Raw genomic sequence first — 26,879 nt, 5'->3', positions numbered from 1 at the left:
GGAGGCTTCCGGGGGGTTCCGGAAGTTCGCCCGAATGGACGTGCGACCCGCCGGTCGCCCGTCGTACCGCCTCCCGCACCGGCGCGGCCGCCATCCGGAATCCGGACGCCGGCTGGCCCGGTCCCGCGGCGACCGCTACGGTGCCGTAACGCACGAACCCCGCCAGACCTCCGGAAAGGCAGTCCGCCATGACCGATGCCCCCGACGCCGAGGTGATCGCGCTCGCCGGGAAGCTGTTCGACGCCGCCCGGGCCGGCGATACCGCCACCCTGACCACCGCCGTCGACGCGGGCGTCTCCGCGGACCTCACCAACGGCAGCGGCGACACCCTGGTCATGCTCGCCGCCTACCACGGCCACGCGGCCACCGTCGAAGCCCTGCTCCGGCGCGGCGCCGACCCGAACCGCGCCAACGACAAGGGCCAGACCCCGCTGGCGGGGGCCGTCTTCAAGGGCAGCGCGGACGTCGTCGACGCCCTGCTCGCGGGCGGCGCAGACCCCGGGGCCGGCGTCCCGTCCGCCGTCGACGCCGCCGCGATGTTCGGCAGGACCGACCTGCTGGCCCGGTTCGAGGGCCGCTGAGCCGAAACCGTAGGCTCTTCCACCATGGAGAGCACCGCCACCAAGGACGCCGGCACCGTCGAGTTCCGCATCACCGGGTACGCCCACCCCGACGCGCAGGCCCTGTCGGCGGAGGTGCAGCAGGAGTACGTCCGCCGCTACGGGGACCCGGACGAGACCGTGATGCACCCCGAGGACTTCGAGGCGCCAGCCGGCCTGTTCATGATCGCGTACCTGGACGGCCGTCCGGTCGCCTGCGGCGGCTGGCGGGCCAAGCAGGCCGGGTCGGACGGGCTGCGCGACGGGGACGCCGAGCTGAAGCGGATGTTCGTGATACCCGACGCGCGCGGACGGGGCCTGGCCCGGGCGATGCTGCGCCGGCTGGAGGAGAGCGCCGTCGGGGCCGGGCGCACCCGCTTCATCCTGGAGACCGGGACGGAGCAGCCCGAGGCGATCGCGCTGTACGGCTCCGAGGGGTACGCGGCGATCCGCAAGTTCGGTATCTACAAGGACCACCCGCAGAGCATCTGCCTGGGCAAGGAGCTCCCGGCGGCGGTGTGACCGGCCCGGTCCGGGCCGCCGCCGCGGTCCGGGTGCCGACGGCGACGGCGCCGACGGTCTGAGCGGTGCGTGCGCCGGGTAGACACCGGTGGTGAGTCACCGACCACCCGACGCCGAACGGCTTCCCGCCCTGGCCGCGCCCGGCGGGCCCCTGGACCGGCTGGTCCGCGAGGGCGTGCGCACCGTCGGGGCGGGCGCCGTCTGGGCCGTCGGCGACGCCGGGGGCACGCTCGGCGGCGGCGGCCACGGCACGCTCGGGCAGGGCCCGTACGCGCGGCTCACCCCGGGGCCGGACACGCTGTACGACCTCGCCAGCCTCACCAAGGTCGTGGCGCTCTGGCCCTGCGCCGGGGTGCTGCGGCAGGCCGGCCGGCTGCCGCTGGACGAACCGCTCGGGCGCTGGTGGCCGCCCGCCGCCGGGCACCCCGCGGGGGCGGTGACGGTCCGCCAACTCCTCGCCCACACGGCGGGGATGCTCCCGTACACCCGCTTCGAGCAGCTCTACGGGCGGGCGCCGGCGGCGATCCGGTCCGGAGTGATCGCGGCTCCGCTGCACCGCGCGCCGGGGGCCGCCGTCGAGTACACCGACCGCGCCGCCGTACTGCTGACCTACCTGGTCGAGGACCTCGGCGGCGCCCCGCTGGACGGACTCGCCGCCCGCTGGGCCTGGCGGCCGCTGGGCATGACCGACACCCGTTACGGGCCGCTCGCCGCCGCGGAGACCGCCCGCACCGCGCCCACCGAGTACGACCGGTCGGCCGGCGCCCACCTGCGCGGCGTGGTGCACGACCCCTCCGCCCGGCTGCTCGGCGGCGTCTCCGGCAACGCCGGGGCCTTCTCCACCGCCCCCGACCTCGCCCGCTTCCTCACCGCCCTGCTCGCCCCGCCGCCCCGACTCCCCTGGGGCGAACCGTGGATCACCGAATCGCTGAGCGAGCAGACCGGCGGCCTCGCCCCCGCCCGCGGCCTGTCCTGGATGTACGCCCCGGGCACCGACCCCGCCGAGGGCACCTTCGTCCACTACGGCTTCACCGGCACCGGCGTCTGGGTCTCCCGCCGACTCGGCCGCTGGGCCCTGCTGCTCACCAACCAGGTGCACCACAGCCGGATCACCCAGTCCCTCACCGACCTGCGCAACGCCTTCCGGCGGGCCGTCTTCGGGTGAGGCGTGCACGCAACCCGATCGGGTGGATTAGGCACGAACCACCTTTCGCGGAGCGGCGACCGGGGCAGGGTCGCCGCGACGGAGGACGGCCGGCGGAGGAGGCGCGATGACGGACACCTGGGAACTCTCGGAGGAGGAGTGGCTCTCCCGGATGGTGCGCGCCTACATCGGCTGCAGCGTGCTGCTCACCGACCGGGACGGCAAGGTCCTGCTGCTGAAGGCCAGTTACCGCGACCAGTGGCAGTTCCCCGGCGGCGGGATGGACCCGGGAGAGGGGCCCGCCGAGTGTGCGGCCCGGGAACTGTGGGAGGAGACCGGGCTGGTGGCGCACGACCTGCGGTTGCTGGTGGTGGAGTGGCGCGAGGCGATCCCCGACCAGGGCCGACACGCCCACCCCGCCGTGCATTTCATGTTCGACGGCGGCGCGGTCGAGCCGGGCACCGTGGTCCGGCTCCAGGCGGAGGAGATCGCGGGCCACGGCTACTTCACGCCAGCCCGGGCGGCCGCCCTGCTGAACCCCAGTGCGGCGCGCCGGCTCACCGGGGCCCTGGAGGCCCGGCGCACCGGCGCCGCCGCACTGCTGCACTCGGCGGGGTACGTGGGGTGAGCCCGGGGCCGGTCAGACCAGGGTGCTCCAGTAGTACCAGAACCGGTTGAGCACCAGCAGCGCGATCACGGCCGCCCACAGCACCGGCAGCGCCCAGTGGTAGCGCGCCGCCTCCCGGACGACCGTCCGCGTCCGCGGCCCGACCGGGATCACCCCGGCGCGCAGGTTGTGGAGCGTGGTGTACCAGAACAGGACCACCACCGTTGCCCACACGACCATGCAGTACGGGCACAGCGCGCCGATGTCGTACAGCGCCTGGTCGACCAGCCAGTGGACGAACACCACGCCCAGCGCCGTCCCGCCCTGCAGGCCCAGCCAGAACCAGCGCCGGTAGGCGGCACCGGCCAGCAGTCCCGCGCCGATCGCCGCCAGTGCGCCGAACGCGGCCAGCCCGAGCAGCGGGTTGGGGAAGCCGAAGACCGAGGCCTGCTCGGTGCGCATCACCGAGCCGCAGCTGATCACCGGGTTGATGTTGCAGCTGGGGACGTACGACGGGTTCTCCAGGATGCGGAGCTTGTCGAAGGTCAGCACGGCCGAGGCGGCGAGGCCGACCAGTCCGCCGAGGAACAGCAGCAGGGCGAGGGCCCGGCTCGCCCCGACCGGGCCCGGGTCGGCGGGTTCGGGGGCGGGGCGGGAGGGGTGCACGGTGGTCGCGGTCATGACAGCACACTCCGGTGACTGGCTGGGAGGGGCCGGCCCGGCCGGGAGTTCGGCCGGACCGGTGGTGCCGTGCGGCGGGGTGCGGCCTACTGGAGGCCGGCGGCCTGCTTGACCTGGGCGGTGAACTGCTCCGGGGACGCCGGGGCGTTGCCCGTGAACAGGTTGACCGGCTTGCCGTCCACCTTGACCGTCGGGGTGCCGGTCACCTGGCTGTTGTTGAACGCGTCGGCCACCTTCGCCGCCCACGGCGCGTACGTCCGGTCGGTGACCGCCTTCACGAAGGCGTCCGTCTTCAGCCCGGGCACCTGGCCCGCCAGGTCCAGCAGGTGGTCGACGTCGCCGAAGCCGTCCTCGCGCTCGTCCGGCTGGTTGGCGTACAGCACGTCGTGGAACGCCTTGAACTTGTCCACGCCCTCGTTCAGCGCCGCGCCGGCCGCGGCCAGCGCCGTGCGCGAGCCCTTGCCGCCGAGGTTCTTGTCCAGGAAGGCGGCCAGGTGGTACTCCACCTTGATCTGGCCGTCCTGGGTGATCTCCTTGACGGTCTGGCCGTTCGCCGCCTCGAAGTGCTTGCAGACCGGGCAGCGGAAGTCCTCGTACACCTCCATGGTGTGCGGGGCGTCCGCCTTGCCGTAGGTGATCACCGTGCCGTCCGGACCGGTGGCGTTGGCCGGGACGACCAGCGGGGCCGCGGAGGCGGCCGCGGCCGCCTTGTCGTCGTTCTTCGAACCGGTGTTGATCGCGAGCGCCACCCCGCCCGCCAGGGCGAGCACGACGACGGCGGAGACCGAAACGACGATCCGCTGACGGCGCTTGGCGGCCTGCTGCTCGCGGCGCTGCGCCTCCTGGATGCGCTCGCGGGCGCTGATGCGCTTGGCCTCGCGCTTGGTGGGGTTCTGAGCCATGGGGAAGTCAACTCCTGTACGCGGCGCGCGGGTGCGCGCGGGTGGCCGCACACACGGGTGCGGCGGGGACAAGTGACGCGGGAGTCGGGCGCACTGCCTGCGGGCGTACGGAATCGTGCTCACGGAGACGCGCTCACCGGAAGTCGCCTCACGGGAGCGTGCGCACGGAAGCGGGGTTCGCGCTCAGCAGGCAGGCGCGAAGGCCGGCGGACCACGCCGGGGAGCCGGGCTCAGCACCACGTCCTCGCGGCGCGGCCGCTCGTGGTCCGACACCGGCAGCGGTACCCGCAGCACCGGGCGCACCGGGGCGGGAAGCAGCAGGACGAGCAGTGCCCGCAGCGGGCGGGCCACCGACTGGCGCAGCGCGCGCAGCGCCCGGGCCAGCCCGGTCAGCGCGGAGTCGCCCAGCCGCAGCCAGGCCGAGGCCGCGAGCGCGATCACCAGGTGCACCGCCAGGAGCAGCAGCTGGGTCGCGGCGGGCGCCAACTGCCCAGCGTGGCCCAGCGGACCGCCCAGCAGGGAGCCGTCCACCGAACCGCCGCCGCAGACCAGCAGGTTCACCCCGCGCGCGGAGACGTGCTCGGACAGTACCGGCCCACAGCCGGTCTGGCCCAGGTTGAAGGTGGTGTTGAGCAGCAGCTCGACCGGCACCATCACCCCGGAGATGTGCAGCAGCCGCCGCTCCCCGCCGGCCAGTACGGCCGCGACCAGGAACACGACGGCGCTCGCCGTGGCCACCAGCGACAGCGGCAGCGGGCGACCGGTGATGACCACCTGGCCCAGCGCGGCCATCGGCACGGCGAGCGCGGTGAACACCGCGGCCCGCAGGGCCCTGGTCGCACGGGTGGAGGTCATCACGCCCCGGAGTATGCCATGCCCCTTACGGCGGACACGAGAGTGCATACGGATACGGCGTTCGGGTGACGCCCGCCCAGGCCTTCCGGGGGCGACAGCCGCTCCTGCGCGACTAGCCTGGAAGGCGACCCGACGAGGGGGTGCACGCGCATGGCGAGGCCCGACACCACGGTCGGACAGGTGCTGCTCGACCGCATCGAGGCGCAGGCAGTGGTGCTCGCCGGACTGGACGACGCCGTCCGCGCGGCCGAACCCGACGCGGTCCACCGGATGCGGGTCGCCTGTCGGCGGCTGCGCAGTGCCCTGCGGACCTTCCGCCGTCTCCTCGCTCCCGGTGCCACCGACGCCCTGGTCGCCGACCTGCGCTGGCTGGGCGCCTCGCTGGGCCGCGCCCGCGACCGCGAGGTGCTCGCCGAACGGCTCGCCGCCAGGGCCCGCGAGCTGCCCGCCGCCTGCGGACCGGACCGCGTCGTCGACGCGCTGGAGCAGTGGGGTGCGGCCGAGTACCGCCGGGTGTGGCCCGAGGTGGTCGCCGCCCTCGACAGCCCTCGCCGCCGGGCCCTCGCCACGGCCCTGTCCACCCTGCTCGCCGACCCGCCGCTGCGCCCCCGGGCCGCCCGCGCCGCCGCTGCCGAACTCTCCCGCATCGCCGCCCACGAGCAGCGCCGCACGGCCGGTCGCGTCCGCACCGCCCTCGCGGCCGACCCCGCGGACCGCGACCGGGCCCTGCACGAAGTCCGCAAGGCCGCCAAGCGCGCCCGCTACGCCGGCGAGACGGCGGCCCTCGCCCTCGGCCCGGCGGCGGAGCGCTACACCGAGCGGATGAAGGCCGTCCAGGAGCTGCTGGGCGAACACCAGGACGCGGTGGTCGCCGCCGCGGCGCTGGCCGACCGGGCCGCCGAGGACGGCGAGCCCTTCGCCTACGGCGTCCTCTACGCGGGCCAGCTGGCGGCGGCGGAGGCGGCGCGAGGGCGGCTGACGGAGGTGTGGGCGGGCGCGGCGAAGCGGAAGCTGACCCGGTTCGACTAGGGACTGTCCGACGCTTCGCGTCGGATCAGCGCGCGCTGGGGGCGCTACCGCGGCCTGAGCCCGGCCGAGAGGGCAGCCTCGCGGAGCAGGTCCCTGAGCATCGCGGTGGAGAGCCGGCCGGTGTTGGTGTTGCGCGGGCTCACGTGGTAGCAGCCGTAGAGCCGCAGGTCGGAGCCGCCGTCCCGGGCGGGGAAGGTGGCCAGGGCGGCGTGGCCGAAGGCCGGGCGGGGGCGCGGGAGCACCCAGCCGGCGTCCGCGATCACCGGGAGCATCGCCTGCCAGGCGAAGCCGCCGAGGGCGACGACGGTCCGGACGGTGGGTCGCAGCAGCTGCATCTCGCGGGTGATCCAGGGCCGGCAGGTCTCGCGCTCGGCGGTGCTGGGCTTGTTGTCGGGCGGGGCGCAGCGGACCGGGTCGGTGATCCGGACGCCGTACAGTTCCAGGCCGTCGCCGTGGCGGACGGAGTGCGGGCGATTGGCGAATCCGAGGTCGTGGAGGGCGGCGTAGAGGAGGTCGCCGGAGGGGTCGCCGGTGAAGATCCGGCCGGTGCGGTTGGCGCCGTGGGCGGCGGGGGCGAGGCCGACCAGGACGAGCGGGGCCTCGGGCGGGCCGAAGCCGGGGATCGGGCGGGCCCAGTAGTCCCAGTCCTGGTAGGCGCGGCGCTTGGTGCGGGCGGTCTCCTCGCGCCATTCGACCAGCCGGGGGCAGGCCCGGCAGCCGGTGACGACGCGGTCGAGGTCGGCGAGCCCGGTGGCGCGGGCGGCGGCCTCGGCGGGGTGGCGGGGGTGGTCGGGGTCGTCGGCGGGGGCCAGCTGCATCCCCCGATCCTAGGCCGCGGGCCCGTTCGGTCCGGCGTCCGCCGGGCAGGCGTAGCGTGGAATCAGTTGCTCCGACGGCCCCGGCCGGTCCGGTCGGCGGTGGCCGGTGGCGCCGGTGCGCGCGGAGGCCGCAGAGGAGGCCGCGATGATCGTCGATGCGGTGCTGGGAGGTCTCGGGGTGCTGGTCGGGCTGGGGGCGGTCTGGGCGGCGCTGAGCATCCGGGTGGTCCAGCAGTTCCAGAAGGGCGTGGTGTTCCGCTTCGGGCGGGTCCGCGAGGAGGTCCGCGAGCCGGGGCTGGTCGCGCTGATGCCGGTCGCGGACCGGCTGCGCCGGGTGAACGTGCAGATCGTGACGATGCCGATCCCGGCGCAGGAGGGCATCACCCGGGACAACGTGACCGTGCGGGTGGACGCGGTGGTCTACTTCCAGGTGCAGGACCCGGTGAAGGCGACGGTCAACGTGCAGGACTACAACTTCGCGATCTCCCAGGTCGCGCAGACCTCGCTGCGGTCGATCATCGGAAAGAGCGAACTGGACGACCTGCTGGCCAACCGCGAACCGATCAACCAGGGCCTGGAGTTGATGATCGACAGCCCGGCGCTGGGCTGGGGCATCCAGATCGACCGGGTGGAGATCAAGGACGTCGCCCTGCCGGAGTCGATGAAGCGCTCGATCGCGCGCCAGGCGGAGGCCGAGCGGGAGCGGCGGGCGCGGATCATCACGGCGGACGGCGAGTACCAGGCCTCCGAGCGGCTGTCGGAGGCGGCGGCGGTGATGAGCGCGACCCCCGCGGCGCTCCAACTGCGCTTGCTGCAGACCGTGGTGGAGGTGGCGGCGGAGAAGAACTCGACGCTGGTGCTGCCCTTCCCGGTGGAGTTGCTGCGGTTCCTGGACAGCGCGACGGAGTCCCAGCAGCGGGACCTGCTGGCGGCAGCCGCGGTCTCGGCCGCGGCGAAGTCCGCGGAGCGGGCCGTGGAGAGCGGCGAGGTGCCGGAGCCGGAGGTCGACCGGGAGCAGCCCAAGCACGAACTCCCGCCGCTGGAGGAGCTGCTGTCCCGCTCGCCGCTGGAGGGCACGGACCTGGAGGGCGATCGAGCGGAGGCGGACGGGAAGGGCGGGCCGGGTGGCCGTGCGGAGCCGGGGGCGATGCCGTGACGGGTGCCCGGTGGCGTGCGGCACCGGCCCGGACCACGATGGACGAGAGGGAGCGAGGTCAGGAGGCGGACCATGACCAGAGCCAGCGACATCATGCACCAGGGCGCGGAGTGCATCCGCGAGCACGAGACGCTCGCCGCCGCCGCCCGGATCATGCGGGAACGGCACGTGGGCGCGCTGCCCATCTGCGGGGAGAACGACAGACTGGTGGGCATCGTGACCGACCGTGACATCGTGCTGCGCTGCGTCGCGGAGGGTAAGGACCCGGCCGGGATGACGGCGGGCGACCTGGCGCAGGGGCGGCCGATGACGGTGGAGGCGGACGAGGACTGCGAGCAGGTGCTGCGAGTGATGGAGCAGTACCAGGTCCGCCGGCTGCCGGTGATCAACCACCCGGAGCACAAGCTGGTCGGCATGATCAGCGAGGCGGACATCGCACGCGGGCTGCCGCAGGCGCGGCTCGCGGAGTTCGTGTCGGCGGTGTGCGCGGAGGAGCCGCCCAAGAAGGAGGCGCTGCAGGGCTGATCCGGGCCGATGTCCTGGGGTGACCGGGTCCGCGTGCGGACCCGGTCACCCCAGCGCGTAGACGGTGGTGGCGTGGGCGGCGGGCTCCTCGGAGTCCTCCGCGGTGAGGGTGGTGTCGAGGAACGCGATCCGGCGTCCGAGCTTGGTGGCCGCGGCGTGGACCAGGACGTCCTGGCCGCTGACCGCGCGCTGGAAGCTGGTGGACTGCTGGATGGTGGTCATCGGCGCGAAGCCGCCACGGGCCGCCGAGAGGGCGACCACGCAGGCGGTGTCGGCGGCGGCCATCAGCGCCTGGCCGGACAACCCGCCGCCCTCGCGGGCCAGTTGCTCGGACCAGGGCAGGCGCAGCACGGCGTGCCGCTCGCCGGTCTCGACGACGTACAGGCCGAGCGCCTGCACCCAGGGGGCGAAGTTGTCGGCGAGGATCCTGTCCGCCTCGGCGGGGGTGAGGGTCATCACGCCGTTGTGCCGGGAGCGTTGGCGCGCTGTCAGGAGGCGGTCAGGTGTCCGGGGGCGCCGGAGCACCCCGCCGAGCAGCCGGCGAAGTGGTGCCGCACCGAGCCCAGAAATGGCGCGGCCGACCGGGGGCGTGGCCGACCGGGAGCGCGGCCGACCGGCCGGGGGCGTGGCCGGCCACCCGACCCGGGAGGAGGCCGCAGCGCACGCCGGGGCCCTCCTCGCCTCGCACGCGTAGTCAGTCGACGGGCCGGGCGGCGGCCCGCAGCTCCCGGGCGATCAGCTCCGCCAGGTGCAGGGCCTGCCGTCCGTCGGCGAGTTGGGCGACCTGGGTGCGGCAGCTGAAGCCGTCCGCCAGTACCACCGTGTCGGGCCCGGCCGCCCGGACCGCGGGCAGCAGCACCCGCTCGGCGATCGCCGCGGACACCTCGAAGTGGCCCTGCTCGAAGCCGAAGTTGCCCGCCAGCCCGCAGCAGCCGGAGTCCAGCACCCGGTTGTTCAGGCCCAGTCGGGCCTCGACCCGGCGGTCGGCCGCGCTGCCGAGCACCGCGTGCTGGTGGCAGTGGGTCTGGGTGACGGCATCCAGCCGGACGGGCGGGAGCGGGGCGTCCGGGGCGTGCTCGTCGATGAACTCGGCGAAGGTGCGGGTCCGTCCGGAGAGCGGGCGGCCGTCCGCGCCGAGCAGCCGGGGCAGGTCCTCGCGCAGGGTGGCGGTGCAGCTGGGGTCCAGGCCGACCACCGGGGTGTCGGCCGGCACCCCGGCGGCCGCCAGCGCGCCCAGGCTGCGCCGCAACACCCGGCGGGCGGTGCCGAGCTGGCCGGTGGAGTACCAGGTGAGGCCGCAGCACACCGGCCCTTCGGGCAACCGGACGTCGAAGCCCAGGTGCTCCAGCACCTCGACGGCCGAGCGGAGCACGTTCGGCTGGAGGTGGTCGGAGAACGTGTCCGGCCACAGCAGCACCGGCCGTGCCCCCGCCGGGGGGCGGTGGGCGGTGCGGTGCCGCCGGTACCAGCGGGTGAAGGTCTCGGGCGGGAAGACCGGCAGCACCCGGCGCCGGTCGATCCCGCCGAGCCGCTTGAGCAGCGCACCGGCCGGGGAGCGGACCAGCGAGTTGGCCGCTCCCGGCGCGAGCGCGACCGCCCGCAGCCACAACGGCAGCCAGCCCATCGAGTAGTGCGACAGCGGGCGCGGCCGGTGCCGGTAGTGCTGGTACAGGAACTCGGTCTTGTAGGTCGCCATGTCGACGTGCACCGGGCAGTCGCTCGCGCAGCCCTTGCAGCTCAGGCAGAGGTCCAGTGCCTCCCGTACCTCCGCCGAGCGCCAGCCGTCCGGGATCGCTTCCCCGCGCAGCATCTCGGCGAGCAGTCGGGCCCGGCCCCGGGTGGAGTGCCTCTCCTCGCCGGTGGCCATGTAGCTCGGGCACATCACCCCGGTGGTCGGGTCCACGCACTTGGCGACGCCGACGCAGCGGTGCACCGCCTCGGTCAGGCTGCCGCCGTCCTGCTCGTACGGCAGGGCCAGCGGCAGCGCGCGGCGCGGTGAGGTGACGAAGCGCAGGTCGGCGTCGAGCGGCCGCGGGTCCACCAGGGCGCCCGGGTTGAGCAGGTTCTCCGGATCCCAGATCCGCTTGAACTCGCCGAACAGCTCCATGACCGCTGGTGGGTACATGCGCGGCAGCAGCTCGGCACGGGCCTGCCCGTCCCCGTGCTCGCCGGACAGCGAACCGCCGTGCGAGAGCGCCAGATCGGCGGCCTGCTCCAGGAACTCACGGAAGACCGGGGCTCCCTGGGGCCGGTCCAGCGGGAAGTCGATCCGCAGGTGCACGCAGCCGTCACCGAAGTGCCCGTACGGCACGCCGCGCAGGCCGTGCCGACGCAGCAGGGCGCGCAGGTCGCGCAGGTAGTCGCCGAGCCGCTCGGGCGGGACGGCGGAGTCCTCCCAGCCGGGCCAGGCCTGGCCGCCGCCGGGCAGCCGGGTGACGATCCCGGCGCCCGCCTCCCGGACGGCCCACAGCTGGCGCTGCTCGACCGGGTCGGTGACCAGGGCGAGGGCGGCCGAGCGCTCGCGGCGCACCGCGTCGGCCAGCCGACGGGCGGCCCGGTAGGCCTCCAGCGGGGTGGCGCCGCCGGTCTCCAGGAACAGCCAGCACTCGCCGGCGGGCAGCCGGTCCAGTGCGGGCGGGCGCGGTCCGGCTGCCAGCAGCGCGGCGATCAGGTCGGCCGCCATGCCCTCGGCGGTCAGCGGACCGTACGGCAGCAGCGCCGGGACGGCGTCGGCGGCGGCGCTCTCGTCGGGGTAGCCGGCCACCACCAGGGCGCGGGCGGGCGGGGCCTCGACCAGCCGGACGGTGGCGCCCAGCAGCAGCGCGCAGGTGCCCTCGGTGCCGGTGAGCGCGCGGGCCAGGTCGTGGCCGTGCTCGGGCAGCAGCGCGTCCAGCGGGTAGCCGGAGGTGCGGCGCGGCAGCCGGGGCATGCCCTGGCGGATGACGGCGAGGTTGCGGTCGGTGAACTCCTGGAGCCGGCTGTGGAGTCGGCCGACCCGGCCGGGCGCCTCCCGGAGCGCCGCACGCTCGGCGCCGGTCAGCCGCCCGCCCACGGTCAGCTCGGTGCCGTCCGCGAGCAGCAGTTCCAACTGCTCGACGTTGTCGGAGGTGCGGCCCCAGGCGAGCGAGTGGGAGCCGCAGGAGTCGTTGCCGATCATGCCGCCGAGCGTGCACCGGCTGTGGGTGGACGGGTCCGGGCCGAAGCGCAGCCCGTACGGCCCGGCCGCGCGCTGGAGGTCGTCCAGCACGGTGCCGGGTTGGACGCGGGCGGTGCGGGCCTGTGGATCGACCTCCAGCACCGCGCCGAGGTGGCGGCGGAAGTCCAGCACCACGGCGCCGGGGCCGATCGCCTGCCCGCCGACGCTCGTCCCGGCCCCGCGCGCCACCACCGGCACCCCGTACCGGCGGCACAGCGCCATCGCGGTGCGCACGTCGTCCAGGTCGGCGGGCTTGACCACGCCGAGCGGCAGGTGCCGGTAGTTCGAGGCGTCGTGGCTGTAGACCGTGCGCTCGGCCGCGCCGAAGCGGACCTCCCCGCGCAGCACGGCGGCCAGCTCACGGGCCAGTTCGGCCCCGGGGGCGGCGGACGGACGGCTCACCAGGGACCTCCCGGGCGGGTGCGGCAACGGCTCCGCCGATGATCGCAGCCGGGGCGTCGTCCGGGAACCGGGCACGACGGGGGTACCGCCGACGGGGTGTCGTGTGGCAGCCTCGGCGAACATGATCAACGAAACCGCGGCAGGGGACCCGGCCGGCCCCGAGGCCCACCTCGCCCGGCTGCTGATCGGGGAGCCGCTGCCCGTCCCGTCCCGGTGGACGGCGCGCCGTCCCGGGAGATCTTCCCGTACGGGGGCGAGCCGACCGTCCGGCGGCTGCGTGCGCCCGGACTGCCCCAGCCGCCCCGCCACGGCGAGGTGGGCCCGGAGAGCCGCCCTCCGAGGCGCCCGGGGGATCGCCGCCGCGCGGGCCGCGGAGGGCGGCACCGCGCACGCCTGAGCCCGCTACTTCCGTCCCGTGAGCGTGCCGCGGGCGATGTGGGAGAGCTTGGCGACCTCGAAGGCCGGGTAGGCGCCGCCCGCCAGCAGGGAGAACTTGATGCCCAGGCGGCCGCCGGGCTTGCGGTGGCCCGGGGGCATGAAGCGGCGGTGGTGCTCGGCGGCGCGGTGGAAGAACTGCGGGCGTTCGGCGCGGGTGACGCAGCCGGCGAGGTCGAAGACGAACAGGTAGTGCCGGATCATCCGGACGAACAGGGCGTCGCGCACCGCGTACAGGTGCGGCTGGTCCTCCAGCAGGGCGAAGCTGCGCTCGTACTGGTCGAACAGGTCGAAGACGCTGCTGCCGGGGCCGCCGGCCGGGTGGACGGTCTCCCGGCGGCGCAGCTGGACGCACTCGCGGGCCAGTACGGCGGCCTTCCGGGCGCCGAGCAGGGCGGCGTGGACGACCGGGATCTCCTCGTACCGGCCGTCGGGGAAGGCGAGCCCCAGCTCCTCCCAGTGGCCGCGGCGGATCAGGCGGTCCCAGACCAGCGGCGGGGCGCCGAACAGCGCGGGGCGGTCGAAGGGGGCGAAGGCCTCCGGGCCGGCCTCGGCGAGCAGGGCCTCGGCGCCGCCCGGCCACTCGCGGTCGTTGTGGCGGCGGGAGTGGCCGAACAGCAGGACGTCGACCGGTCCGGTCTGCTGGAGCCGGTCGGCGAGCGCCTGGAGGGCGTCCCGGGGGAGCAGGTGGTCGGCGTCCAGGAACAGCAGGTAGTCGCCGGAGGCCTGCGCCGCACCCGCGTTCCGGCTCACCCCGACCCCGACTGCCGCGTTCAGGTGCAGCACCGACACCTGCGGGTGCCGGGCCGCGAACGCGTCGGCGAGCCCGCCCGCGGTCTCGGGGGAGCGGTCGGCGACCACGATCACCTCGACGTTCGCCAGTGACTGGGCGAGCAGCGAGTCCAGGCAGTCGGCGAGCTGTCCGTGCTGGTCGTAGGCGGGGAGCACGACGCTGATCAGGGGTGAGGGCATGACGCCGGAGCGTAAGAGGGCGCGCGAACCGTGGCAAAGGCCTGACGGTGCGTAATTACGTGCAATTGGCGCCAAATCGTACGAGCGTGCGCCATATCTTCACGTCGCCTTCTGGGCGTGCACACGCCGACCGACGAAGCCGCGAGGCCCGCGACGCGGGTGCGTCGCGGGCCTGGGGCGTGTACGGAGTGCCGGGTCGGCTCAGTACCAGTGGTGGGCCTGCCAGAACGACCACGCGGCGCAGGGGCTGCCGTAGCGGCTGTTCATGTAGTCGAGGCCCCACTTGATCTGGGTGGCCGGGTTGGTGCGCCAGTCGGCGCCGGCCGAGGCCATCTTGGAGCCCGGCAGGGCCTGGACCAGGCCGTAGGCGCCGGAGGAGGCGTTGACGGCCAGCGGGTTCCAGCTGCTCTCGTGGAACACGATGTTGCTGAAGCACTGCAGCTGGCCGGCCGGCACGATCTGCGCGGCGATCTGCTGCGGGGTGCCGGAGTAGCTGTTGAGGTTCTGGCGCTGCTGGGAGCGGGAGGCGGCGGCGTCGGCCTGGGCCTTGGCGTCCGCCTGTGCCTTCGCGTCCGCCTGGGCCTTGGCGTCCGCCTGGGCCCTCGCGTCGGCCTCGGCCTGGGCCCGGGCGGCGGCGTCGGCCTGGGCCTTCGCCTGCGCGTCCTGGGCGGCCTGCGCGTCCTGCGCCGCCTTGGCGTCCTGGGCGGCCTTCTCGGCAGCGGCGGCGGCAGCGGTGTCAGCCTTGCCCTGGTCGCCGACCGGCTTGCCGTCCACCGAGACGGCGGCCACCGGGGCGGCGGCCTCGGTGGAGCCCCCGACCTGCGGGATGGCGAGCGCGGCGGTGGCGGCGCTGGCGACCACGAGGGTGGCGACGCCGGTGATCAGGGAGTTGCGGCGGGCATGGCTGAGCGGCATGGAGCGGACGATCCTTTTCCGTCGGGGGCCGTGCCGGGGGCACTGGGCGGGCATCGCGCGGGCTCCGGGTGAGCGGGGCCCGCGCGGCCGTCCGGGACGGCCGTGGCGCCCCGGCGGTGACGGCGGGGCGGGGCGGGCTGCGCGCGGCGGACGGGACCGGCCGGCGCTGCCTGGCGACGGGCCATTCTTGGCAGGGCCGGGGACGGGTGGCAAAGGCGTTCGCTACTACGCCCCGTAGTGGATGCCGGAGGCGACGCAGCCCGGCTTCAATGACGTTTTGGGCGATTTGCCCGAATTGTTCATCTGCGGGCTGCGGACGGGCGGCGAGGACGGATCCTGAGGGCGCCAGGGCGGATGGCCTGCGTTCTTCGGGCTCGGCGAGGGGGCGCCGGGCTCGGCCCGGGTGCGGCCGGAGGGAAGGAACGGGCCGGGCGGGCGGCCTGTCCACTATCCAGGGCCGTAGTTGCGAAACGCCCTGTGGGCGGGCTCACACGGTCGCACCGCCGACTTCGGCGCAGCGTGACTGATCCAGCACGCCTCGGCTCGCTCCGGGTGCGAAGTGGCCGATCGGCGCACTCCGTGTGGCGGGGGCATCGGCGCCGGGGTTCGCCGATACGGCACGGACTGGACACTTCACGTAGTAGAAGGTCACCGATTGTGACGAGGGGCGGTCGCGATCGAGCGCACGGACGGCGCTGACGGCATCAGGCCTCCCCGCCGGCGGCGGTGGCCTCAACAACTTCGGGACGCTGGCCGTCGACGACACCACCGTGCAGGGCGACAAGGCGTTCGCCGGCCTGATCAACGAGGCTGGCCGGGCGAGGATCGTCACCAGCCGGATCACCGGCAACACCGCTCACCGGCAACACCCCGAACAACTGGGCCCCACCGGCCCGGCTGCACCGGCTGCACCGGCTGAGCCGCTGAGCGGCGCCAGAACGGCACCGGGCCCGGGAGCCTCCGCAACGGCTCCCGGGCCCGGTGTTCCGGCGCGGCGCGGACGGGTCAGGACTCCGCCGCCACCGCCGCCCGCCGCCGACGGCCCACCACGGCCGAGGCGACGAGCACGATCGCTGCCGCGACCAGCGACAGGTACATCTGCTGTCGTCCGTCGTGGTCGGTGAACATGTACGCCACGACGAAGCCGATCATGCCGATGGCGAACCAGGTGAGGTAGGGGTACAGCCACATCCGGACGGTGTGCCGCTCGGGCATCTCGCGCTCGATGATCTTGCGCATCCGCAGCTGGGTGACGCAGATGACCAGCCAGACGAACAGGGCGACGGCCCCGGAGGAGTTCAGCAGGAAGGCGAACACGGTCTTCGGCGAGGTGTAGTTGAAGAAGACGGCGATGAAGCCGAACACCACCGAGGACAGGATGGCCACCCGCGGCACGCCACGGGAGGTCACGGTCGCGAAGGCCTTCGGGGCGTCGCCCCGCTGGCCGAGCGAGAAGGCCATCCGCGAGGCCGTGTACATCCCGGAGTTGAGGCAGGACAGCACGGCCGTCAGCACGATCACGTCCATCACCTGGCCGGCGTGCGGGATGCCCACGTGGTCCAGTACGGCCACGTACGGGCTGGCCTTGACCTCGGGCGAGTTCCAGGGCAGCAGGGTGACCACGAGCAGGATGGAGCCCAGGTAGAAGATCCCGATGCGCCAGATCACGCTGTTGGTGGCCTTGCTGACCGCCTTCTCCGGGTCCTCCGACTCGCCGGCCGCCAGGGTCACGATCTCGCTGCCCATGAAGGCGAAGACCACGGTGAGCATGCCGGTGAACACCGCGCCCACCCCGTGCGGCAGGAAGCCGCCCTGGCCGGTCAGGTTGGTCGTGCCGACGGCATGGGTGCCGGGCATCAGGCCGAAGGCGGCGAGGGTGCCGATCACCAGGAACGCGGCGATCGCGACCACCTTGATCCCCGCGAACCAGAACTCGAACTCGCCGTAGGAGGCGACCGAGAACAGGTTGGTGGCGGTCAGTACGCCCATGACTATCAGGGCCCAGCCCCACTGCGGCACGCCCGGCACCCAGGTGTTGAGGATCTTGGCGCCGGCGGTGGCCTCGACCGCGAGCACCACGACCCAGAAGAACCAGTAGAGCCAGCCGATGGTGAAGCCGGCCCAGCGGCCCAGCGCACGGTCCGCGTACGCCGAGAACGAGCCGCTCTGCGGGTCGGCCGCGGCCATCTCGCCCAGCATCCGCATCACCAGCACCACCAGCACGCCGGCCAGGGTGTAGGAGAGCAGGATGCCGGGGCCGGTGGAGGCGATGCCCGCGCCGGAGCCGACGAACAGGCCGGCGCCGATCACGCCGCCGATGGCGATCATCGACAGGTGGCGGTTCTTGAGCCCGGCCTTCAGGTGGCCGTCGCCACCGTGTCCGACGGGGCCGAGCTGGTGGGGGGCTTGGGTGGTGCCCGCCGCCCGCTTGGTGGTGTCCGCACTCATGGAGGGTGTCCTCTGCCTTTCCGGCGCGGCATGACCCTCGGCTCGTCGTGCCGCAGGGTGGGGGACAGATCCGCGCATTGCGGTGCAACCTAACTTCTACGCCCGAGTATCGGAACAAAGGTTTGATAACTGTTCGCTTACCGAACATAAAAGCCCAGGTCAGGATGGGTGTGGAGGTGGCATGGAAAGCTCAGATCTGATGCATTGTCAGTTGTTCCAGGGCCCTCGGCGGCCCCTGGGGGGTGAGCTGTAGCCGTTTCGGGCAAACCCGGGCACAGTGGGAGTCTCGGGGCACTTCGATGTTCTCGGAGCCACTCCATGCAGACGACCTGGAAGGGCACTATCAGCTTCGGCCTGGTCAGCATTCCCGTCCACCTCTACTCCGCGACCCAGGAGCACGACGTCCCGCTGCACCAGGTGCACGCCAAGGACGGCGGACGCGTGCGGATGAAGCGGTACTGCGAACGAGAGGAGAAGGAGGTCCCGTACGCCGAGATCGCCAAGGGCTACGAGTCGCCCGACGGCCGGACGGTCACGCTCAGCGACGAGGACCTCGCCGACCTTCCGCTGCCCAGCAAGAAGGTCATCGACGTGCTGGCCTTCGTGGACGCGACCGAGATCGACCCGCTGATGTTCTCCAAGGCCTACTACGTCGGCGTCGCCGACAAGGCCGCCGCCAAGCCGTACGCCCTGCTGCGCGACGCCCTGGTGGAGTCCGGGCAGATCGCCGTCACCAAGATCGCACTGCGCACCCGGGAGTCGCCCGCGGTGCTGCGGGTGCACGACGGGACGCTGGTGCTGCAGACCTGCATCTGGCCCGACGAGGTCCGCCCGGCGGCCGGGATAGCGCCCGAGGAGAACGTCGCGGTGCGGCCGCAGGAGCTCAAGATGGCGCGCTCGCTGATGGACACCCTCTCCGAGGACTTCGACCTCTCCCAGCTGCACGACGACTACCAGCAGGCGCTCCAGCAGGTGATCACCGCCCGGCTGGAGGGCGTCGAGATCCCGCACGAGGAGGAGGCCGGCGAGGCGCCGGACAACGTGATCGACCTGATGGAGGCGCTGCGCAGCAGCCTCAAGCAGGCCAAGGGCGGGCGGGCGCCGGGCGTCGAGCGGGAGGAGGAGCCGCCGCCCCGCAAGCGCGCGGCGGCGAAGAGGACCGCGGCCGCGAAGGAGGCGGCTGCGAAGAGCACGACGACCAGGGCCACGACCACCCGGACCACCGCCGGCAAGGGCTCGGAGAAGAGCGCGGCCGCCAAGAAGGCCGCCCCGGCGAAGAAGACCACCCGCAAGTCCACGGCTCCGCGCCAGGCCTCCTGAGCGCGCGGGCCGGGCTGTCCCCCTCTCCGGCACTGGAGGCGATCCCGATGGACCTGCTCACCTACAAGGAACTCGACACCGGCCCCGACGCCCCGCGGAACCCGAGCCGGGGGCACCGGGCCTGGCACTGGCTGCTCAGCCTCAGCCCGACCGTGGTGACGTTCATGGTCGCGCTCTCGATCGGTCTGTGCATGGTCGCCGTCCAGACGAACTCGGCCCCGCTGCTCGGCCTGATGTCCTTCTTCTGGTTCCTGACCTTCGTCGCGCTGGTCGGCATGATCGCCCGCTGGGCGACGCCCGGCCGGGGCAGGCACCGGATGGCGGCCTCCTGACCCGGTCGGGCGGCACGGCGCGGCCGGGAGGGCTCAGCCGATCCACACCGTGGTGACGTTGCAGAACTCCCGGATGCCGTGCCCGGACAGCTCCCGCCCGAAGCCCGAGCGCTTGACGCCGCCGAAGGGCAGCGCCGGGTGGGAGGCGGTCATGCCGTTGAAGAACACCCCGCCGGCCTGGATGTCGCGGACGAAGCGCTCCTGCTCGTCCGGGTCGGTGGTCCAGACGTTGGAGCTGAGCCCGAAGGGGGTGTCGTTGGCGAGCGCCACCGCCTCGTCCAGGTCGGCGACCCGGTAGACGGTGGCGACCGGGCCGAAGGTCTCCTCCTGGTGGATCCGCATCGCCGGGGTGACGCCGGTCAGGACGGTCGGCTCGTAGAACCAGCCGGTGTCCCAGCCCATCGGGCGGTTGCCGCCGCACTCGACCCGGGCGCCGTGGGTGCGGGCGTCCTCGACCAGCTCCTCCAGGTCGTCCCGGCCCTGGCGGCTGGCCAGCGGGCCGACATCGGTGTCCTCGTCCAGCGGGTCGCCGATCCGCAGGGCCCGCATCGCCTCGGTGAAGGCCGAGGTGAAGCGGTCGTAGACGTCGGTGTGCACGATGAAGCGCTTGGCGGCGATGCAGGACTGGCCGTTGTTCTGCACCCGGGCCCGTACCGCCGTGCCCACCGCGGCCTCCAGGTCTGCGCTCGGCAGGACCACGTAGGGATCGCTGCCGCCCAGCTCCAGCACGGCCTTCTTCACCTCGTCGGCCGCGGCGGCCGCCACCGCCCGCCCGGCCGGCTCGCTGCCGGTGAGGGTGACGGCGGCGACCCGGCGGTCCCGGATCACGCCCTCGACCTCGCCCGAGCCGATCAGCAGGGTCTGGAAGCAGCCCTCCGGGAAGCCGGCCCGCTGGAACAGCTCCTCGATCGCGAGCGCCGTGCGCGGCACGTTGGAGGCGTGCTTGAGCAGGCCCACGTTCCCCGCCATCAGGGCCGGCGCGGCGAAGCGGATCACCTGCCAGAACGGGAAGTTCCACGGCATCACGGCGAGCACCGGGCCGAGCGGGCGGTAGCGCACGTACGCCCGGGCGGCCCCGCTGTCGGCCACGTCGGCCTGGGCCGGGTGCTCGTCGGCGAGCAGCGCCTCGGCGTTGTCGGCGTACCAGCGCATCGCCTTGGCGCACTTGGCGGCCTCGGCCCGGGAGGCGGCCAGCGGCTTGCCCATCTCCTCGGTCATGGTGCGGGCGACGGTCTCCTGGTCCCGGTCCAGCAGGTCGGCCGCCCGGTGCATCGGTTCGGCGCGGGCGGCGAAGGGGGTGGTGCGGTAGCCGTGGAAGGCGGCCTCGGCGCGGGCCAGTCGCCGCTCGATCCCGGCCGCGTCGAGCGGTTCGAAGGTCTGGACGGTTTCGCCGGTCGCGGGGTTGACGCTGGCGATGGGCATGCGGGCTCCCAGTGGGGTTCGGGTCCGGTGCGTCTGTCCTCCCACCCTCCCCGACCCCCCGCCCCCGGGCACGCCACCGCCGCCCGGCGTGTCCCGTCGGGCCGCGGTGTCCGTCGGCCCCGGGGGCCGCTCCGGCGTCGCGGGGGCTACTCCGGCAGTGACTCCACCCGGGCCGCCGCCTCCCGGGCCCGGGCTCCGGCCCTGGTCCGGGCCGCGGTGACCTGCCGGCTCGGGAAGCGGTGCAGATACTCGGCCTCCAGCTGCCCGGTGCGCAGCGTGTGCCGATTGAGCGCCTCCTCCGAGCCGTACAGGAAGGTCTCGTGGCGCGTGCGGTGCAGCTGCTCCAGCTCGTGCAGCAGCGTGTCGTTGCCCAGAGCGTGCGGGGAGACGCCCTCGGGCCGGATGTGCGGGTCGTTGGCGTGCCGCATCTCGCTACCTCCTCGACGGAAGCCCCCGCCTACCAGGTGCCCGGTGTCCGGCGCCGGTACACCCGTTCGACCGAGAGCTAGTGCACAAGAGTTGTTGTAAAAGAGATGTCGTACAAGAGTTCTTGTGGATACTCTCCCGGCATGGACGACACGACGGTCCGCACGCCCGCCACCACCGACGACCCGCGCGGCACCCGGGAGATCCAGGACTCCCGGGTGCTCGCCGCCCTCACCCATCCGCTGCGCCGCCGGCTGATCGACCTGCTCAAAGTCGACGGTCCGGCCACCGTCGGCAAACTGGCCGAACACACCGAGCAGGCGGTCGGCAACGTCAGCCACCACCTGAAAGTGCTGGCCGAGAGCGGACTGATCGAGGAGGCGCCCGAGCTCGCCCGGGACCGGCGCGAGCGCTGGTGGCGGCTGGCCGACCGCGAACTCAGCTGGACCAGGGCCGACTTCGACGGCGACCCGGTCACCGAGGCCGTCGCGGACGCGGCCGGATCGATCCTCCTGGAGCGCCAGGTCGAGCTGGTCAGGGAATGGGCGGTACGGCGCGGCGGCTACGGGCCGGACTGGCGGGACGGCTGCTCGGTGGCCACCCAGACCTGGCTGCGGCTCACCCCGGAGGAGGCCCGGGAACTGGCCGCGGACCTCCACGAGGTGATCCAGAAGTGGGCACACCGGCCGGTGCCCGAGGACGGACGCGACCGCGAGACCGTCCTCGCCTTCGCCCACAGCGTCCCGGCCAGGCCGTGACCGCCACCCTGGCCCCGCCGTCGGGGAACCCGCGAGTCCGCTCCCGCTGGGGACTGTTCGCCCGACGCGACTTCCGGCTGCTGTGGGCGGGGCAGACCGTCAGCAGACTGGGCAGCAGCGTCACCACCGTCGCGCTGCCGCTGGTCGCCGTGCTCGCCCTGGACGCCGGGCCGCTCTCCACGGGCCTGCTGACCGGTGCGATCTGGCTGCCCTGGCCGCTGTTCGGCCTGCCGGCCGGGGTGTGGGTCGGCCGGGTGCCCCGGCGGGCCGTGATGATCGGCTGCAACCTCGGCTCCGCCGCGCTGTTCGCGAGCGTGCCGGTGGCGGGCTGGTTCGGCGTGCTCACCATGGCGCAGCTGCTGGCCGTGGCGTTCCTCGGCGGCGTCTGCTCGGTGTTCTTCGACGCCGCCGACCAGGCCTACCTGCCCGAACTGGTGGCCCCGGAGGACCTGGTGGAGGGCAACGCCAAACTGACCGGAAGCGGCTCGGCGGCCGAGGTCGCCGGACGGGGGCTCGCCGGGCTGATCGTCCAACTCATGGGCGCGGCAGGGGGCTTGCTCGTCGACGCGGTGAGCTTCCTGGTCGCAGCCGGCACCCTACTGCGGATCCGCGCCCGGTCCGGGCCGGCACCCCGGGAACGGGCGGGCCTGCTCGGAGAGGTCCGGGAGGGGCTGTCCTTCCTGCTGCGGGACCCGTACCTGCGCGCCTTCCTGTGCTTCGGCGCCGCCGCCAACTTCGCGCTGATGGGCTACCAGTCGATCCTGCCCCTGTTCCTGGTCCGGTCGGCCGGGATCGCACCCGGCTGGGTCGGCGCCCTCGCCTCCGCCGCCGCGGTCGGCGGGGTGCTCGGTTTGCTGGCGGCCCGCCCGCTGTGCCGCAGGCTCGGGACGGCGCGCGGGACGCGGATCGTGCTGCTCACCGTCACCCCGTTCGGGCTGCTGATGCCGCTGGCCGGGCCGGGCGCCGGAACGGTGCTGTACGTGATCGGGGCGCTGGCCGTGGTCGCGGCGGTGGTGCTCTGCAACATCGTGCTCAGCAGCTTCCGGCAGTCGTACACCCCGCCCGAGCTGCTCCCCCGGGTGACAGCCGGCTCGATGTTCGCCGTCCACGCCACCATCCCGCTCGGCGCGCTGACCGGCGGCGCACTGGGTGAACTGATCGGTCTTCGGGCGACGATGTGGGTGATGACCGGACTGCTGACGCTGACCGGGACCCTTCCGCTGTTCTCGCCGCTGCGCACCCTCCGGGAGCTGCCCACGGCGCTCCCGGAAAACGGGAAGAACGTAGGATGAATCCTTCCGTACCTTCAGCTTCACGCCCCGACAGCTCGGACAGATCGCACATGCCGCTTCCCAAGGCCGAACTCCACCTGCACATCGAAGGCACCCTCGAACCCGAGCTCGCCTTCGCCCTCGCCGCCCGCAACTCCGTCGCGCTGCCCTACGCCGACACCGGGGAACTGCGGAAGGCGTACTCCTTCAGCGACCTCCAGTCCTTCCTGGACCTCTACTACGCGCTGATGGCCGTGCTGCGCACCGAGCAGGACTTCGCCGACCTCGCGGACGCCTACCTGGCCCGGGCCGCCGAGCAGGGCGTGCGGCACGCGGAGATCTTCTTCGACCCGCAGGCCCACACCGCCCGCGGAGTGCCGCTCGGCGTGGTGGTGGACGGGCTGACCCGGGCGCTGTCGCGCAGCGAGGAGCGGTACGGCATCAGCACCCAGCTGATCATGTGCTTCCTGCGCGACGAGTCCGCCGACTCCGCGCTGGAGACCTTCGAGGCCGCCCGCCCGCACTTCGACCGGATCGCGGGCATCGGCCTGGACTCGGCCGAGGTCGGCAACCCGCCCGCGAAGTTCCGCGAGGTCTACCGCCGGGCCGCCGAGGCCGGGCTGCGCCGGGTCGCCCACGCAGGTGAGGAGGGTCCGGCCTCGTACATCACCGAGGCGCTGGACGTCCTCGGCGTCGAGCGGATCGACCACGGGCTGCGCTGCCTGGAGGACGGCGAACTCGTCACCCGCCTGGTCCGCGAGCAGATCCCGCTGACCCTCTGCCCGCTCTCCAACGTCCGCCTGCGGTGCGTCGACACCCTCGCCGAGCACCCGCTGCGCGAGATGCTGGACGCCGGGCTGCTCGTCACCGTCAACTCCGACGACCCGGCCTACTTCGGCGGCTACGTCGAGGACAACTTCCGCGCCGTCCGGCAGGCGCTGGCCCTCGACCGGGAGACCCTTCGCCGGCTGGCCGCCAACTCCTTCCGGGCGTCCTTCATCGACGACCGGCGGCGGGCCGAACTCCTCGCCGAGGTCGAGCGGTACGCCTTCGAGCCGGTCGAAGACTGAGGACCGGACGAATCCGGGACCCGGACGGGCCGGCGTGACCGGCCTGTCCGGGTGCGCACCCGGCCCCGTTCGCCTGGACCGGGCGGCCGATCAGGAGCGCGTGCCGCTGACGGTCCCGCTCAAGGCCGCCGCCGGAATCAGATCAGGGTGCTCCAGAAGTACCAGAACCGGTTGAGGACCAGCAGCGCGATCACCGCGTACCACAGCGCCGGGACGACCCAGTGGTAGCGGGCGGCCTCCCGCACCGCGACCCGCCCCCGCCGGCCGACCGGGATCACGCCGGAGCGCAGGTTGTGCAGGGTGGTGTACCAGAACAGCGGGATCATCGCGGCCCACACCACCATGCAGTACGGGCAGAGTGCGCCGATCCGGTACAGCGTCTGGAACATCAGCCAGGTCACGAAGCCGATCCCGAAGACCGTCCCGGTTTGCAGCCCGAGCCAGAACCAGCGCCGGTACGCGGCTCCGGCGAGCAGCCCGGCGCCGATCGCGATCACCACCCCGAAGGCGACCAGGCCGATCAGCGAGTTGGGGAAGCCGAAGGCCGAGGCCTGTTCGCTGCGCATGATGGAGCCGCAGCTGATGATCGGATTGATGTTGCAGCTGGGGACGTACGACGGGTCCTCCAGCAGGCGGATCTTGTCCAGGGTGAGGACCGTCGAGGCGAACAGCCCGACCGCGCCGCCGATCAGCAGCAGCCAGGAGAACGGACGGCTCGCGCCGAAGGTCCGCGCGGCGGTGGAGGAGGCGGCGGCCGTCACCCGGTCACCTGCTTGACCATCGTGGTGAACTCCTCGGGCGAGGCGGCCTTGCCGTTGGTGAGGACGTTCAGCTTCCTGCCGTCGAGCTTGACGGTCGGGGTGCCGGTGACGTCGCTCTTGTTGAACTCCTCGTTCACCTTGGCGGCCCACGGCGCGTAGGTGCCGTCCTGGACGGCCTTGACGAAACCGTCGGTCTTCAGCCCGGGTACCTGGCCGGCCAGGTCGAGGATGTGGCCGACGTCGCCGAAGGAGTCGCTGCGCTCGTCCGGCTGGTTGGCGTACAGCACGTCGTGGAAGGCCTTGAACTTGTCCACGCCCTCGTTCAGCGCCGCGCCGGCCGCGGCCAGCGCCGTGCGCGAGCCCTTGCCGCCGAGGTTCTTGTCCAGGAACGTCGCCACGTGGTACTCGATCTTGTACGTGCCGTTGTCGGCGAGCTGCTGGATGGTCTTGCCGGTGGTGGTCTCCAGCTGCTCGCAGAACGGGCAGCGGAAGTCCTCGTAGATCTCCAGGGTGTGCGGCGCGTCGGTCTTGCCGTAGGTGATCACGGTGCCGTCCGGACCGGTGGTGTTGGCGGGCGCGACCAGCGGGCCGTTCGCGGCGGCGTCCGAGGAGGAGCCGGAGGAGCCGCCGACGGCGAAGGCCACCCCGGCCGCGAGGGCCAGTACGGCGGCGGACGCTCCGCCGACGACCACCCGGCGACGGATCCGGTCGGAGCGCTCGGCCCGGGCACGGGCGGTGCGCATGCGCTCGGTGGCGTTGGTCTTCTGGTCGGTCCTGCGGGAGTTGCTCATGGGGTGTCGTCCTGTGCTCTCGGGCGTGCGGAGGGGCGGCGCGACCGGGACCGGGTCGGCGCGGGGAGAGACGACCGCCGAGGGGAGGGCAGGAGCCTGTCCGGTCCCAGGGCGAGGCCCTGGGACGGCCCGGCTCAGACGGTCGGGGCGAACACCGGCGGACCGCGCCGGACGGCCGGACGGACGACCGCGTCCTCGGCCGGGACCAGCGCACGGCTGGCCCGGGGGAACGGGACCCGGACCACCGGGCGGGCCGGGACGGGCGGGAGGAGCAGCCGCAGCCAACGGGCGGCGGCCGGCAGGTGGCGGTGCAGGAACTCGCCCAGCACCAGGAGGGCCCGGCCGAGACCGGTCAGCGCGGCGTCCGCGCGGCGCAGCCAGAACGCCCCGGCCAGCGCGATCACCGTGTGCAGCAGCAGGAGCAGCAGGACGCCGGCCTGTTCGGACACGCCGTGGCCGAACAGGAACCCGCCGAGCGAACCGCCGCCGCACAGCAGCGGCTGGAAGCCGTGTCCGGCGTCGGGCGGAAGCGAGGGGCAGGACCGTTGGGCCAGGTCGAACAGGGCGCTGACGCCGAGTTGCAGCGGAAGGAAGGCCGCGGCGATCGCCGGGTAGCCGCGTTCGCGGCCGGCCAGGGCGAAGGCGAGGGCGAAGACGGCGGCGGAGGCCAGGCCCATCGTGCCGACCGGCAGCGAGCGGCCGGTGACCAGTACCTGGCCGAGCCCGGCGAGCAGGACGACCAGCGCGGCGAAGACCGCCGCGCGGAGCGTCCTGGTGACCGGGCCGATGTCCATGGCTTCCGAGTCTGCCACAGGTCTGAAGCGGGACGGTCTGGTCGGCGGGGGGGCTGTGAACAGCCTCACCACCCTTGCTGAGCTGGGCTTATGCGGCCCTTACGGGTGATGGGGGTCGGCGTCGGCGTCGGGGTGGTCGTCGGCGTCGGGGTGGTCGTCGGCGGCGCTCACCCGGGCTTCGACCAGCTCTCGGAAGTGTTCGAGGTCGCCGCGTACCGCGCGTTCGATCGCCCCGGCCTGGGCGAAGCCGCGCGGGCCGCCGAACTCGCGGTGCAGGGATTCCGGGTCGTACTCCACCCGGATCTGCAGCCGGGTGTGCCGGGGGTCGAGCGGCAGCAGGGCGAAGGCGCCGCGGAGGTGGACGGAGTCCAGGGTCCGCCAGGCCATCACCCTGCCCCGGCCGCGGTCGGTGATCTCGGTGTCCACGGACCGCTCCGATCCGCAGACCCGGAGTCCGAGGTGGGCGAGGTTACGGCCGTGGGGGTGGGCGGTGCGGACTCCTTCGACGAACTGGGGGTAGTCGTGCACCCGGTGGAGTTGCTCCCAGGCGGCCAGGACGGGGGCGGCTATGTCGATCTGTTCCTCAAGGGTGGTCATGGGGGGCCTCCTCCGTACCCACCCTGCGCTTTCCCTTGCAGGGAGGCAAAGGGGGTTGGTGTTCCGGGGGGGGTGGGCTCTCGGGAGGGTGGGTGCCGGGGGCGGTGAGCGGGGGGGTCGCGAGCCGCGGG

28 protein-coding genes are annotated in these 26,879 nt (G+C 73.7%); 12 read left to right on the top strand and 16 right to left on the bottom strand.

Annotated features, from left to right (window positions below):
- The first annotated feature begins 188 nt into the window (after positions 1-188).
- From ACFV1W_RS10975 to ACFV1W_RS10960, 4 genes are all read left to right on the top strand, one after another.
- Positions 189-581 (top strand): ankyrin repeat domain-containing protein, encoded by a 393-nt coding sequence (locus ACFV1W_RS10975; RefSeq protein WP_380415171.1) that lies wholly within the window; start codon positions 189-191, stop codon positions 579-581.
- A 24-nt stretch (positions 582-605) separates the two neighbouring features.
- A complete protein-coding gene (locus tag ACFV1W_RS10970; protein ID WP_380415169.1) occupies positions 606-1,121 on the top strand; it encodes a GNAT family N-acetyltransferase in 516 nt (171 codons plus the stop codon).
- Positions 1,122-1,212: 91 nt separating this feature from the next.
- Positions 1,213-2,286, top strand: coding sequence for a serine hydrolase domain-containing protein (locus ACFV1W_RS10965; protein WP_380415167.1), 1,074 nt, complete (start codon positions 1,213-1,215; stop codon positions 2,284-2,286).
- A gap of 106 nt (positions 2,287-2,392) precedes the next feature.
- Complete coding sequence (locus ACFV1W_RS10960; RefSeq protein ID WP_380415165.1) at positions 2,393-2,893, top strand: NUDIX domain-containing protein; 501 nt, start codon at positions 2,393-2,395, stop codon at positions 2,891-2,893.
- 12 nt (positions 2,894-2,905) lie between these two features.
- On the opposite strand, the gene ACFV1W_RS10955 is transcribed toward ACFV1W_RS10960, so the two are convergent.
- The 3 genes from ACFV1W_RS10955 to ACFV1W_RS10945 all read right to left on the bottom strand — a co-directional run bounded on the left by ACFV1W_RS10955 (position 2,906) and on the right by ACFV1W_RS10945 (position 5,310).
- Positions 2,906-3,553: a vitamin K epoxide reductase family protein gene (locus ACFV1W_RS10955; RefSeq protein WP_380415163.1), complete on the bottom strand. Its 648-nt coding sequence runs from the start codon at positions 3,551-3,553 to the stop codon at positions 2,906-2,908.
- Positions 3,554-3,639: 86 nt separating this feature from the next.
- Positions 3,640-4,455: a DsbA family protein gene (locus ACFV1W_RS10950; protein ID WP_380415161.1), complete on the bottom strand. Its 816-nt coding sequence runs from the start codon at positions 4,453-4,455 to the stop codon at positions 3,640-3,642.
- Positions 4,456-4,638: 183 nt separating this feature from the next.
- The gene (locus tag ACFV1W_RS10945) at positions 4,639-5,310 is read right to left on the bottom strand and encodes a hypothetical protein (protein WP_380415159.1); all 672 of its coding nucleotides are present in this window, start codon (positions 5,308-5,310) and stop codon (positions 4,639-4,641) included.
- 150 nt (positions 5,311-5,460) lie between these two features.
- Here ACFV1W_RS10945 and ACFV1W_RS10940 point away from each other — a divergent pair, with 150 nt between their 5' ends.
- Complete coding sequence (locus ACFV1W_RS10940) at positions 5,461-6,339, top strand: CHAD domain-containing protein (RefSeq protein WP_380415157.1); 879 nt, start codon at positions 5,461-5,463, stop codon at positions 6,337-6,339.
- Between the two features lie 44 nt (positions 6,340-6,383).
- Here ACFV1W_RS10940 and ACFV1W_RS10935 read toward each other — a convergent pair whose 3' ends face one another.
- Complete coding sequence (locus ACFV1W_RS10935; protein WP_380415155.1) at positions 6,384-7,157, bottom strand: uracil-DNA glycosylase; 774 nt, start codon at positions 7,155-7,157, stop codon at positions 6,384-6,386.
- A gap of 145 nt (positions 7,158-7,302) precedes the next feature.
- Between ACFV1W_RS10935 and ACFV1W_RS10930 the strand changes: the two genes are divergently transcribed.
- Together ACFV1W_RS10930 and ACFV1W_RS10925 are read left to right on the top strand one after the other, a co-directional pair.
- A complete protein-coding gene (locus ACFV1W_RS10930) occupies positions 7,303-8,313 on the top strand; it encodes a slipin family protein (RefSeq protein WP_380415153.1) in 1,011 nt (336 codons plus the stop codon).
- Positions 8,314-8,385: 72 nt separating this feature from the next.
- Positions 8,386-8,838 carry a CBS domain-containing protein gene (locus ACFV1W_RS10925; RefSeq protein ID WP_380415151.1) on the top strand — a complete coding sequence of 151 codons (453 nt, stop codon included), beginning with the start codon at positions 8,386-8,388 and terminating at the stop codon, positions 8,836-8,838.
- Positions 8,839-8,883: 45 nt separating this feature from the next.
- Here the strand turns inward: ACFV1W_RS10925 and ACFV1W_RS10920 are convergent, their stop codons facing one another.
- The 6 genes from ACFV1W_RS10920 to ACFV1W_RS10895 form a co-directional block, all read right to left on the bottom strand.
- Complete coding sequence (locus ACFV1W_RS10920) at positions 8,884-9,294, bottom strand: PaaI family thioesterase (protein ID WP_380415149.1); 411 nt, start codon at positions 9,292-9,294, stop codon at positions 8,884-8,886.
- 238 nt (positions 9,295-9,532) lie between these two features.
- Positions 9,533-12,436: an FAD-binding and (Fe-S)-binding domain-containing protein gene (locus tag ACFV1W_RS10915; protein ID WP_380415147.1), complete on the bottom strand. Its 2,904-nt coding sequence runs from the start codon at positions 12,434-12,436 to the stop codon at positions 9,533-9,535.
- Between the two features lie 402 nt (positions 12,437-12,838).
- Entirely contained in the window at positions 12,839-13,843 is a 1,005-nt protein-coding gene (locus ACFV1W_RS10910) for a glycosyltransferase family 2 protein (protein WP_380415146.1), read from the bottom strand.
- Between the two features lie 201 nt (positions 13,844-14,044).
- A complete protein-coding gene (locus ACFV1W_RS10905; RefSeq protein WP_380415144.1) occupies positions 14,045-14,758 on the bottom strand; it encodes a transglycosylase SLT domain-containing protein in 714 nt (237 codons plus the stop codon).
- Positions 14,759-15,462: 704 nt separating this feature from the next.
- Positions 15,463-15,618: a hypothetical protein gene (locus ACFV1W_RS10900; RefSeq protein WP_380415143.1), complete on the bottom strand. Its 156-nt coding sequence runs from the start codon at positions 15,616-15,618 to the stop codon at positions 15,463-15,465.
- Positions 15,619-15,763: 145 nt separating this feature from the next.
- Positions 15,764-17,206, bottom strand: coding sequence for an amino acid permease (locus ACFV1W_RS10895; protein ID WP_380415142.1), 1,443 nt, complete (start codon positions 17,204-17,206; stop codon positions 15,764-15,766).
- Between the two features lie 318 nt (positions 17,207-17,524).
- Here ACFV1W_RS10895 and ACFV1W_RS10890 point away from each other — a divergent pair, with 318 nt between their 5' ends.
- Together ACFV1W_RS10890 and ACFV1W_RS10885 are read left to right on the top strand one after the other, a co-directional pair.
- Positions 17,525-18,526: a Ku protein gene (locus tag ACFV1W_RS10890; protein ID WP_380415140.1), complete on the top strand. Its 1,002-nt coding sequence runs from the start codon at positions 17,525-17,527 to the stop codon at positions 18,524-18,526.
- A 47-nt stretch (positions 18,527-18,573) separates the two neighbouring features.
- The gene (locus tag ACFV1W_RS10885; protein WP_380415139.1) at positions 18,574-18,858 is read left to right on the top strand and encodes a hypothetical protein; all 285 of its coding nucleotides are present in this window, start codon (positions 18,574-18,576) and stop codon (positions 18,856-18,858) included.
- A 33-nt stretch (positions 18,859-18,891) separates the two neighbouring features.
- Here the strand turns inward: ACFV1W_RS10885 and ACFV1W_RS10880 are convergent, their stop codons facing one another.
- Both ACFV1W_RS10880 and ACFV1W_RS10875 read right to left on the bottom strand, forming a co-directional pair.
- Positions 18,892-20,280, bottom strand: coding sequence for an NADP-dependent succinic semialdehyde dehydrogenase (locus tag ACFV1W_RS10880; RefSeq protein WP_380415138.1), 1,389 nt, complete (start codon positions 20,278-20,280; stop codon positions 18,892-18,894).
- 146 nt (positions 20,281-20,426) lie between these two features.
- Entirely contained in the window at positions 20,427-20,708 is a 282-nt protein-coding gene (locus ACFV1W_RS10875; protein ID WP_380415136.1) for a DUF6158 family protein, read from the bottom strand.
- A gap of 141 nt (positions 20,709-20,849) precedes the next feature.
- Between ACFV1W_RS10875 and ACFV1W_RS10870 the strand changes: the two genes are divergently transcribed.
- Genes ACFV1W_RS10870 through ACFV1W_RS10860 form a run of 3 tightly spaced genes read left to right on the top strand, consistent with a single transcriptional unit; the run spans position 20,850 to position 23,805 of the window.
- Positions 20,850-21,464 carry an ArsR/SmtB family transcription factor gene (locus ACFV1W_RS10870; protein ID WP_380415135.1) on the top strand — a complete coding sequence of 205 codons (615 nt, stop codon included), beginning with the start codon at positions 20,850-20,852 and terminating at the stop codon, positions 21,462-21,464.
- Positions 21,461-22,756, top strand: coding sequence for an MFS transporter (locus ACFV1W_RS10865; protein WP_380415133.1), 1,296 nt, complete (start codon positions 21,461-21,463; stop codon positions 22,754-22,756). Before ACFV1W_RS10870 ends, ACFV1W_RS10865 begins: the two co-directional genes overlap by 4 nt.
- Before the next feature lie 50 nt (positions 22,757-22,806).
- On the top strand, positions 22,807-23,805 hold the full coding sequence (locus ACFV1W_RS10860) for an adenosine deaminase (RefSeq protein WP_380415131.1): 999 nt from the start codon (positions 22,807-22,809) through the stop codon (positions 23,803-23,805).
- Positions 23,806-23,942: 137 nt separating this feature from the next.
- Here the strand turns inward: ACFV1W_RS10860 and ACFV1W_RS10855 are convergent, their stop codons facing one another.
- From ACFV1W_RS10855 to ACFV1W_RS10840, 4 genes are all read right to left on the bottom strand, one after another.
- Positions 23,943-24,566 carry a vitamin K epoxide reductase family protein gene (locus tag ACFV1W_RS10855; protein ID WP_380415130.1) on the bottom strand — a complete coding sequence of 208 codons (624 nt, stop codon included), beginning with the start codon at positions 24,564-24,566 and terminating at the stop codon, positions 23,943-23,945.
- Positions 24,563-25,357, bottom strand: a complete 795-nt coding sequence (locus ACFV1W_RS10850) for a DsbA family protein (RefSeq protein WP_380415129.1) — start codon at positions 25,355-25,357, stop codon at positions 24,563-24,565. The genes ACFV1W_RS10855 and ACFV1W_RS10850 overlap by 4 nt, the downstream gene beginning before the upstream one ends.
- A gap of 134 nt (positions 25,358-25,491) precedes the next feature.
- Positions 25,492-26,151, bottom strand: a complete 660-nt coding sequence (locus ACFV1W_RS10845; RefSeq protein WP_380415128.1) for a hypothetical protein — start codon at positions 26,149-26,151, stop codon at positions 25,492-25,494.
- A 99-nt stretch (positions 26,152-26,250) separates the two neighbouring features.
- Entirely contained in the window at positions 26,251-26,748 is a 498-nt protein-coding gene (locus ACFV1W_RS10840) for an SRPBCC family protein (protein ID WP_380415126.1), read from the bottom strand.
- Positions 26,749-26,879 lie beyond the last annotated feature (131 nt).

Origin of the sequence: Kitasatospora sp. NPDC059648, from assembly GCF_042734825.1 — a bacterium.
Taxonomy (GTDB): domain Bacteria; phylum Actinomycetota; class Actinomycetes; order Streptomycetales; family Streptomycetaceae; genus Kitasatospora.
The sequence above is the reverse complement of the archived record's forward strand: the minus strand, read 5'-3'. Positions and strand labels throughout refer to the sequence as shown.

Coding starts and splice junctions, on each gene's coding strand:
- ACFV1W_RS10975 (WP_380415171.1), top strand. CDS start 189: ATGACCGATGCCCCCGACGCCGAGGTGATCGCGCTCGCCGGGAAGCTG.
- ACFV1W_RS10970 (WP_380415169.1), top strand. CDS start 606: ATGGAGAGCACCGCCACCAAGGACGCCGGCACCGTCGAGTTCCGCATC.
- ACFV1W_RS10960 (WP_380415165.1), top strand. CDS start 2,393: ATGACGGACACCTGGGAACTCTCGGAGGAGGAGTGGCTCTCCCGGATG.
- ACFV1W_RS10955 (WP_380415163.1), bottom strand. CDS start 3,553: ATGACCGCGACCACCGTGCACCCCTCCCGCCCCGCCCCCGAACCCGCC.
- ACFV1W_RS10950 (WP_380415161.1), bottom strand. CDS start 4,455: ATGGCTCAGAACCCCACCAAGCGCGAGGCCAAGCGCATCAGCGCCCGC.
- ACFV1W_RS10945 (WP_380415159.1), bottom strand. CDS start 5,310: ATGACCTCCACCCGTGCGACCAGGGCCCTGCGGGCCGCGGTGTTCACC.
- ACFV1W_RS10940 (WP_380415157.1), top strand. CDS start 5,461: ATGGCGAGGCCCGACACCACGGTCGGACAGGTGCTGCTCGACCGCATC.
- ACFV1W_RS10935 (WP_380415155.1), bottom strand. CDS start 7,157: ATGCAGCTGGCCCCCGCCGACGACCCCGACCACCCCCGCCACCCCGCC.
- ACFV1W_RS10930 (WP_380415153.1), top strand. CDS start 7,303: ATGATCGTCGATGCGGTGCTGGGAGGTCTCGGGGTGCTGGTCGGGCTG.
- ACFV1W_RS10925 (WP_380415151.1), top strand. CDS start 8,386: ATGACCAGAGCCAGCGACATCATGCACCAGGGCGCGGAGTGCATCCGC.
- ACFV1W_RS10920 (WP_380415149.1), bottom strand. CDS start 9,294: ATGACCCTCACCCCCGCCGAGGCGGACAGGATCCTCGCCGACAACTTC.
- ACFV1W_RS10910 (WP_380415146.1), bottom strand. CDS start 13,843: ATGCCCTCACCCCTGATCAGCGTCGTGCTCCCCGCCTACGACCAGCAC.
- ACFV1W_RS10905 (WP_380415144.1), bottom strand. CDS start 14,758: ATGCCGCTCAGCCATGCCCGCCGCAACTCCCTGATCACCGGCGTCGCC.
- ACFV1W_RS10895 (WP_380415142.1), bottom strand. CDS start 17,206: ATGAGTGCGGACACCACCAAGCGGGCGGCGGGCACCACCCAAGCCCCC.
- ACFV1W_RS10890 (WP_380415140.1), top strand. CDS start 17,525: ATGCAGACGACCTGGAAGGGCACTATCAGCTTCGGCCTGGTCAGCATT.
- ACFV1W_RS10885 (WP_380415139.1), top strand. CDS start 18,574: ATGGACCTGCTCACCTACAAGGAACTCGACACCGGCCCCGACGCCCCG.
- ACFV1W_RS10880 (WP_380415138.1), bottom strand. CDS start 20,280: ATGCCCATCGCCAGCGTCAACCCCGCGACCGGCGAAACCGTCCAGACC.
- ACFV1W_RS10875 (WP_380415136.1), bottom strand. CDS start 20,708: ATGCGGCACGCCAACGACCCGCACATCCGGCCCGAGGGCGTCTCCCCG.
- ACFV1W_RS10870 (WP_380415135.1), top strand. CDS start 20,850: ATGGACGACACGACGGTCCGCACGCCCGCCACCACCGACGACCCGCGC.
- ACFV1W_RS10860 (WP_380415131.1), top strand. CDS start 22,807: ATGCCGCTTCCCAAGGCCGAACTCCACCTGCACATCGAAGGCACCCTC.
- ACFV1W_RS10850 (WP_380415129.1), bottom strand. CDS start 25,357: ATGAGCAACTCCCGCAGGACCGACCAGAAGACCAACGCCACCGAGCGC.
- ACFV1W_RS10845 (WP_380415128.1), bottom strand. CDS start 26,151: ATGGACATCGGCCCGGTCACCAGGACGCTCCGCGCGGCGGTCTTCGCC.
- ACFV1W_RS10840 (WP_380415126.1), bottom strand. CDS start 26,748: ATGACCACCCTTGAGGAACAGATCGACATAGCCGCCCCCGTCCTGGCC.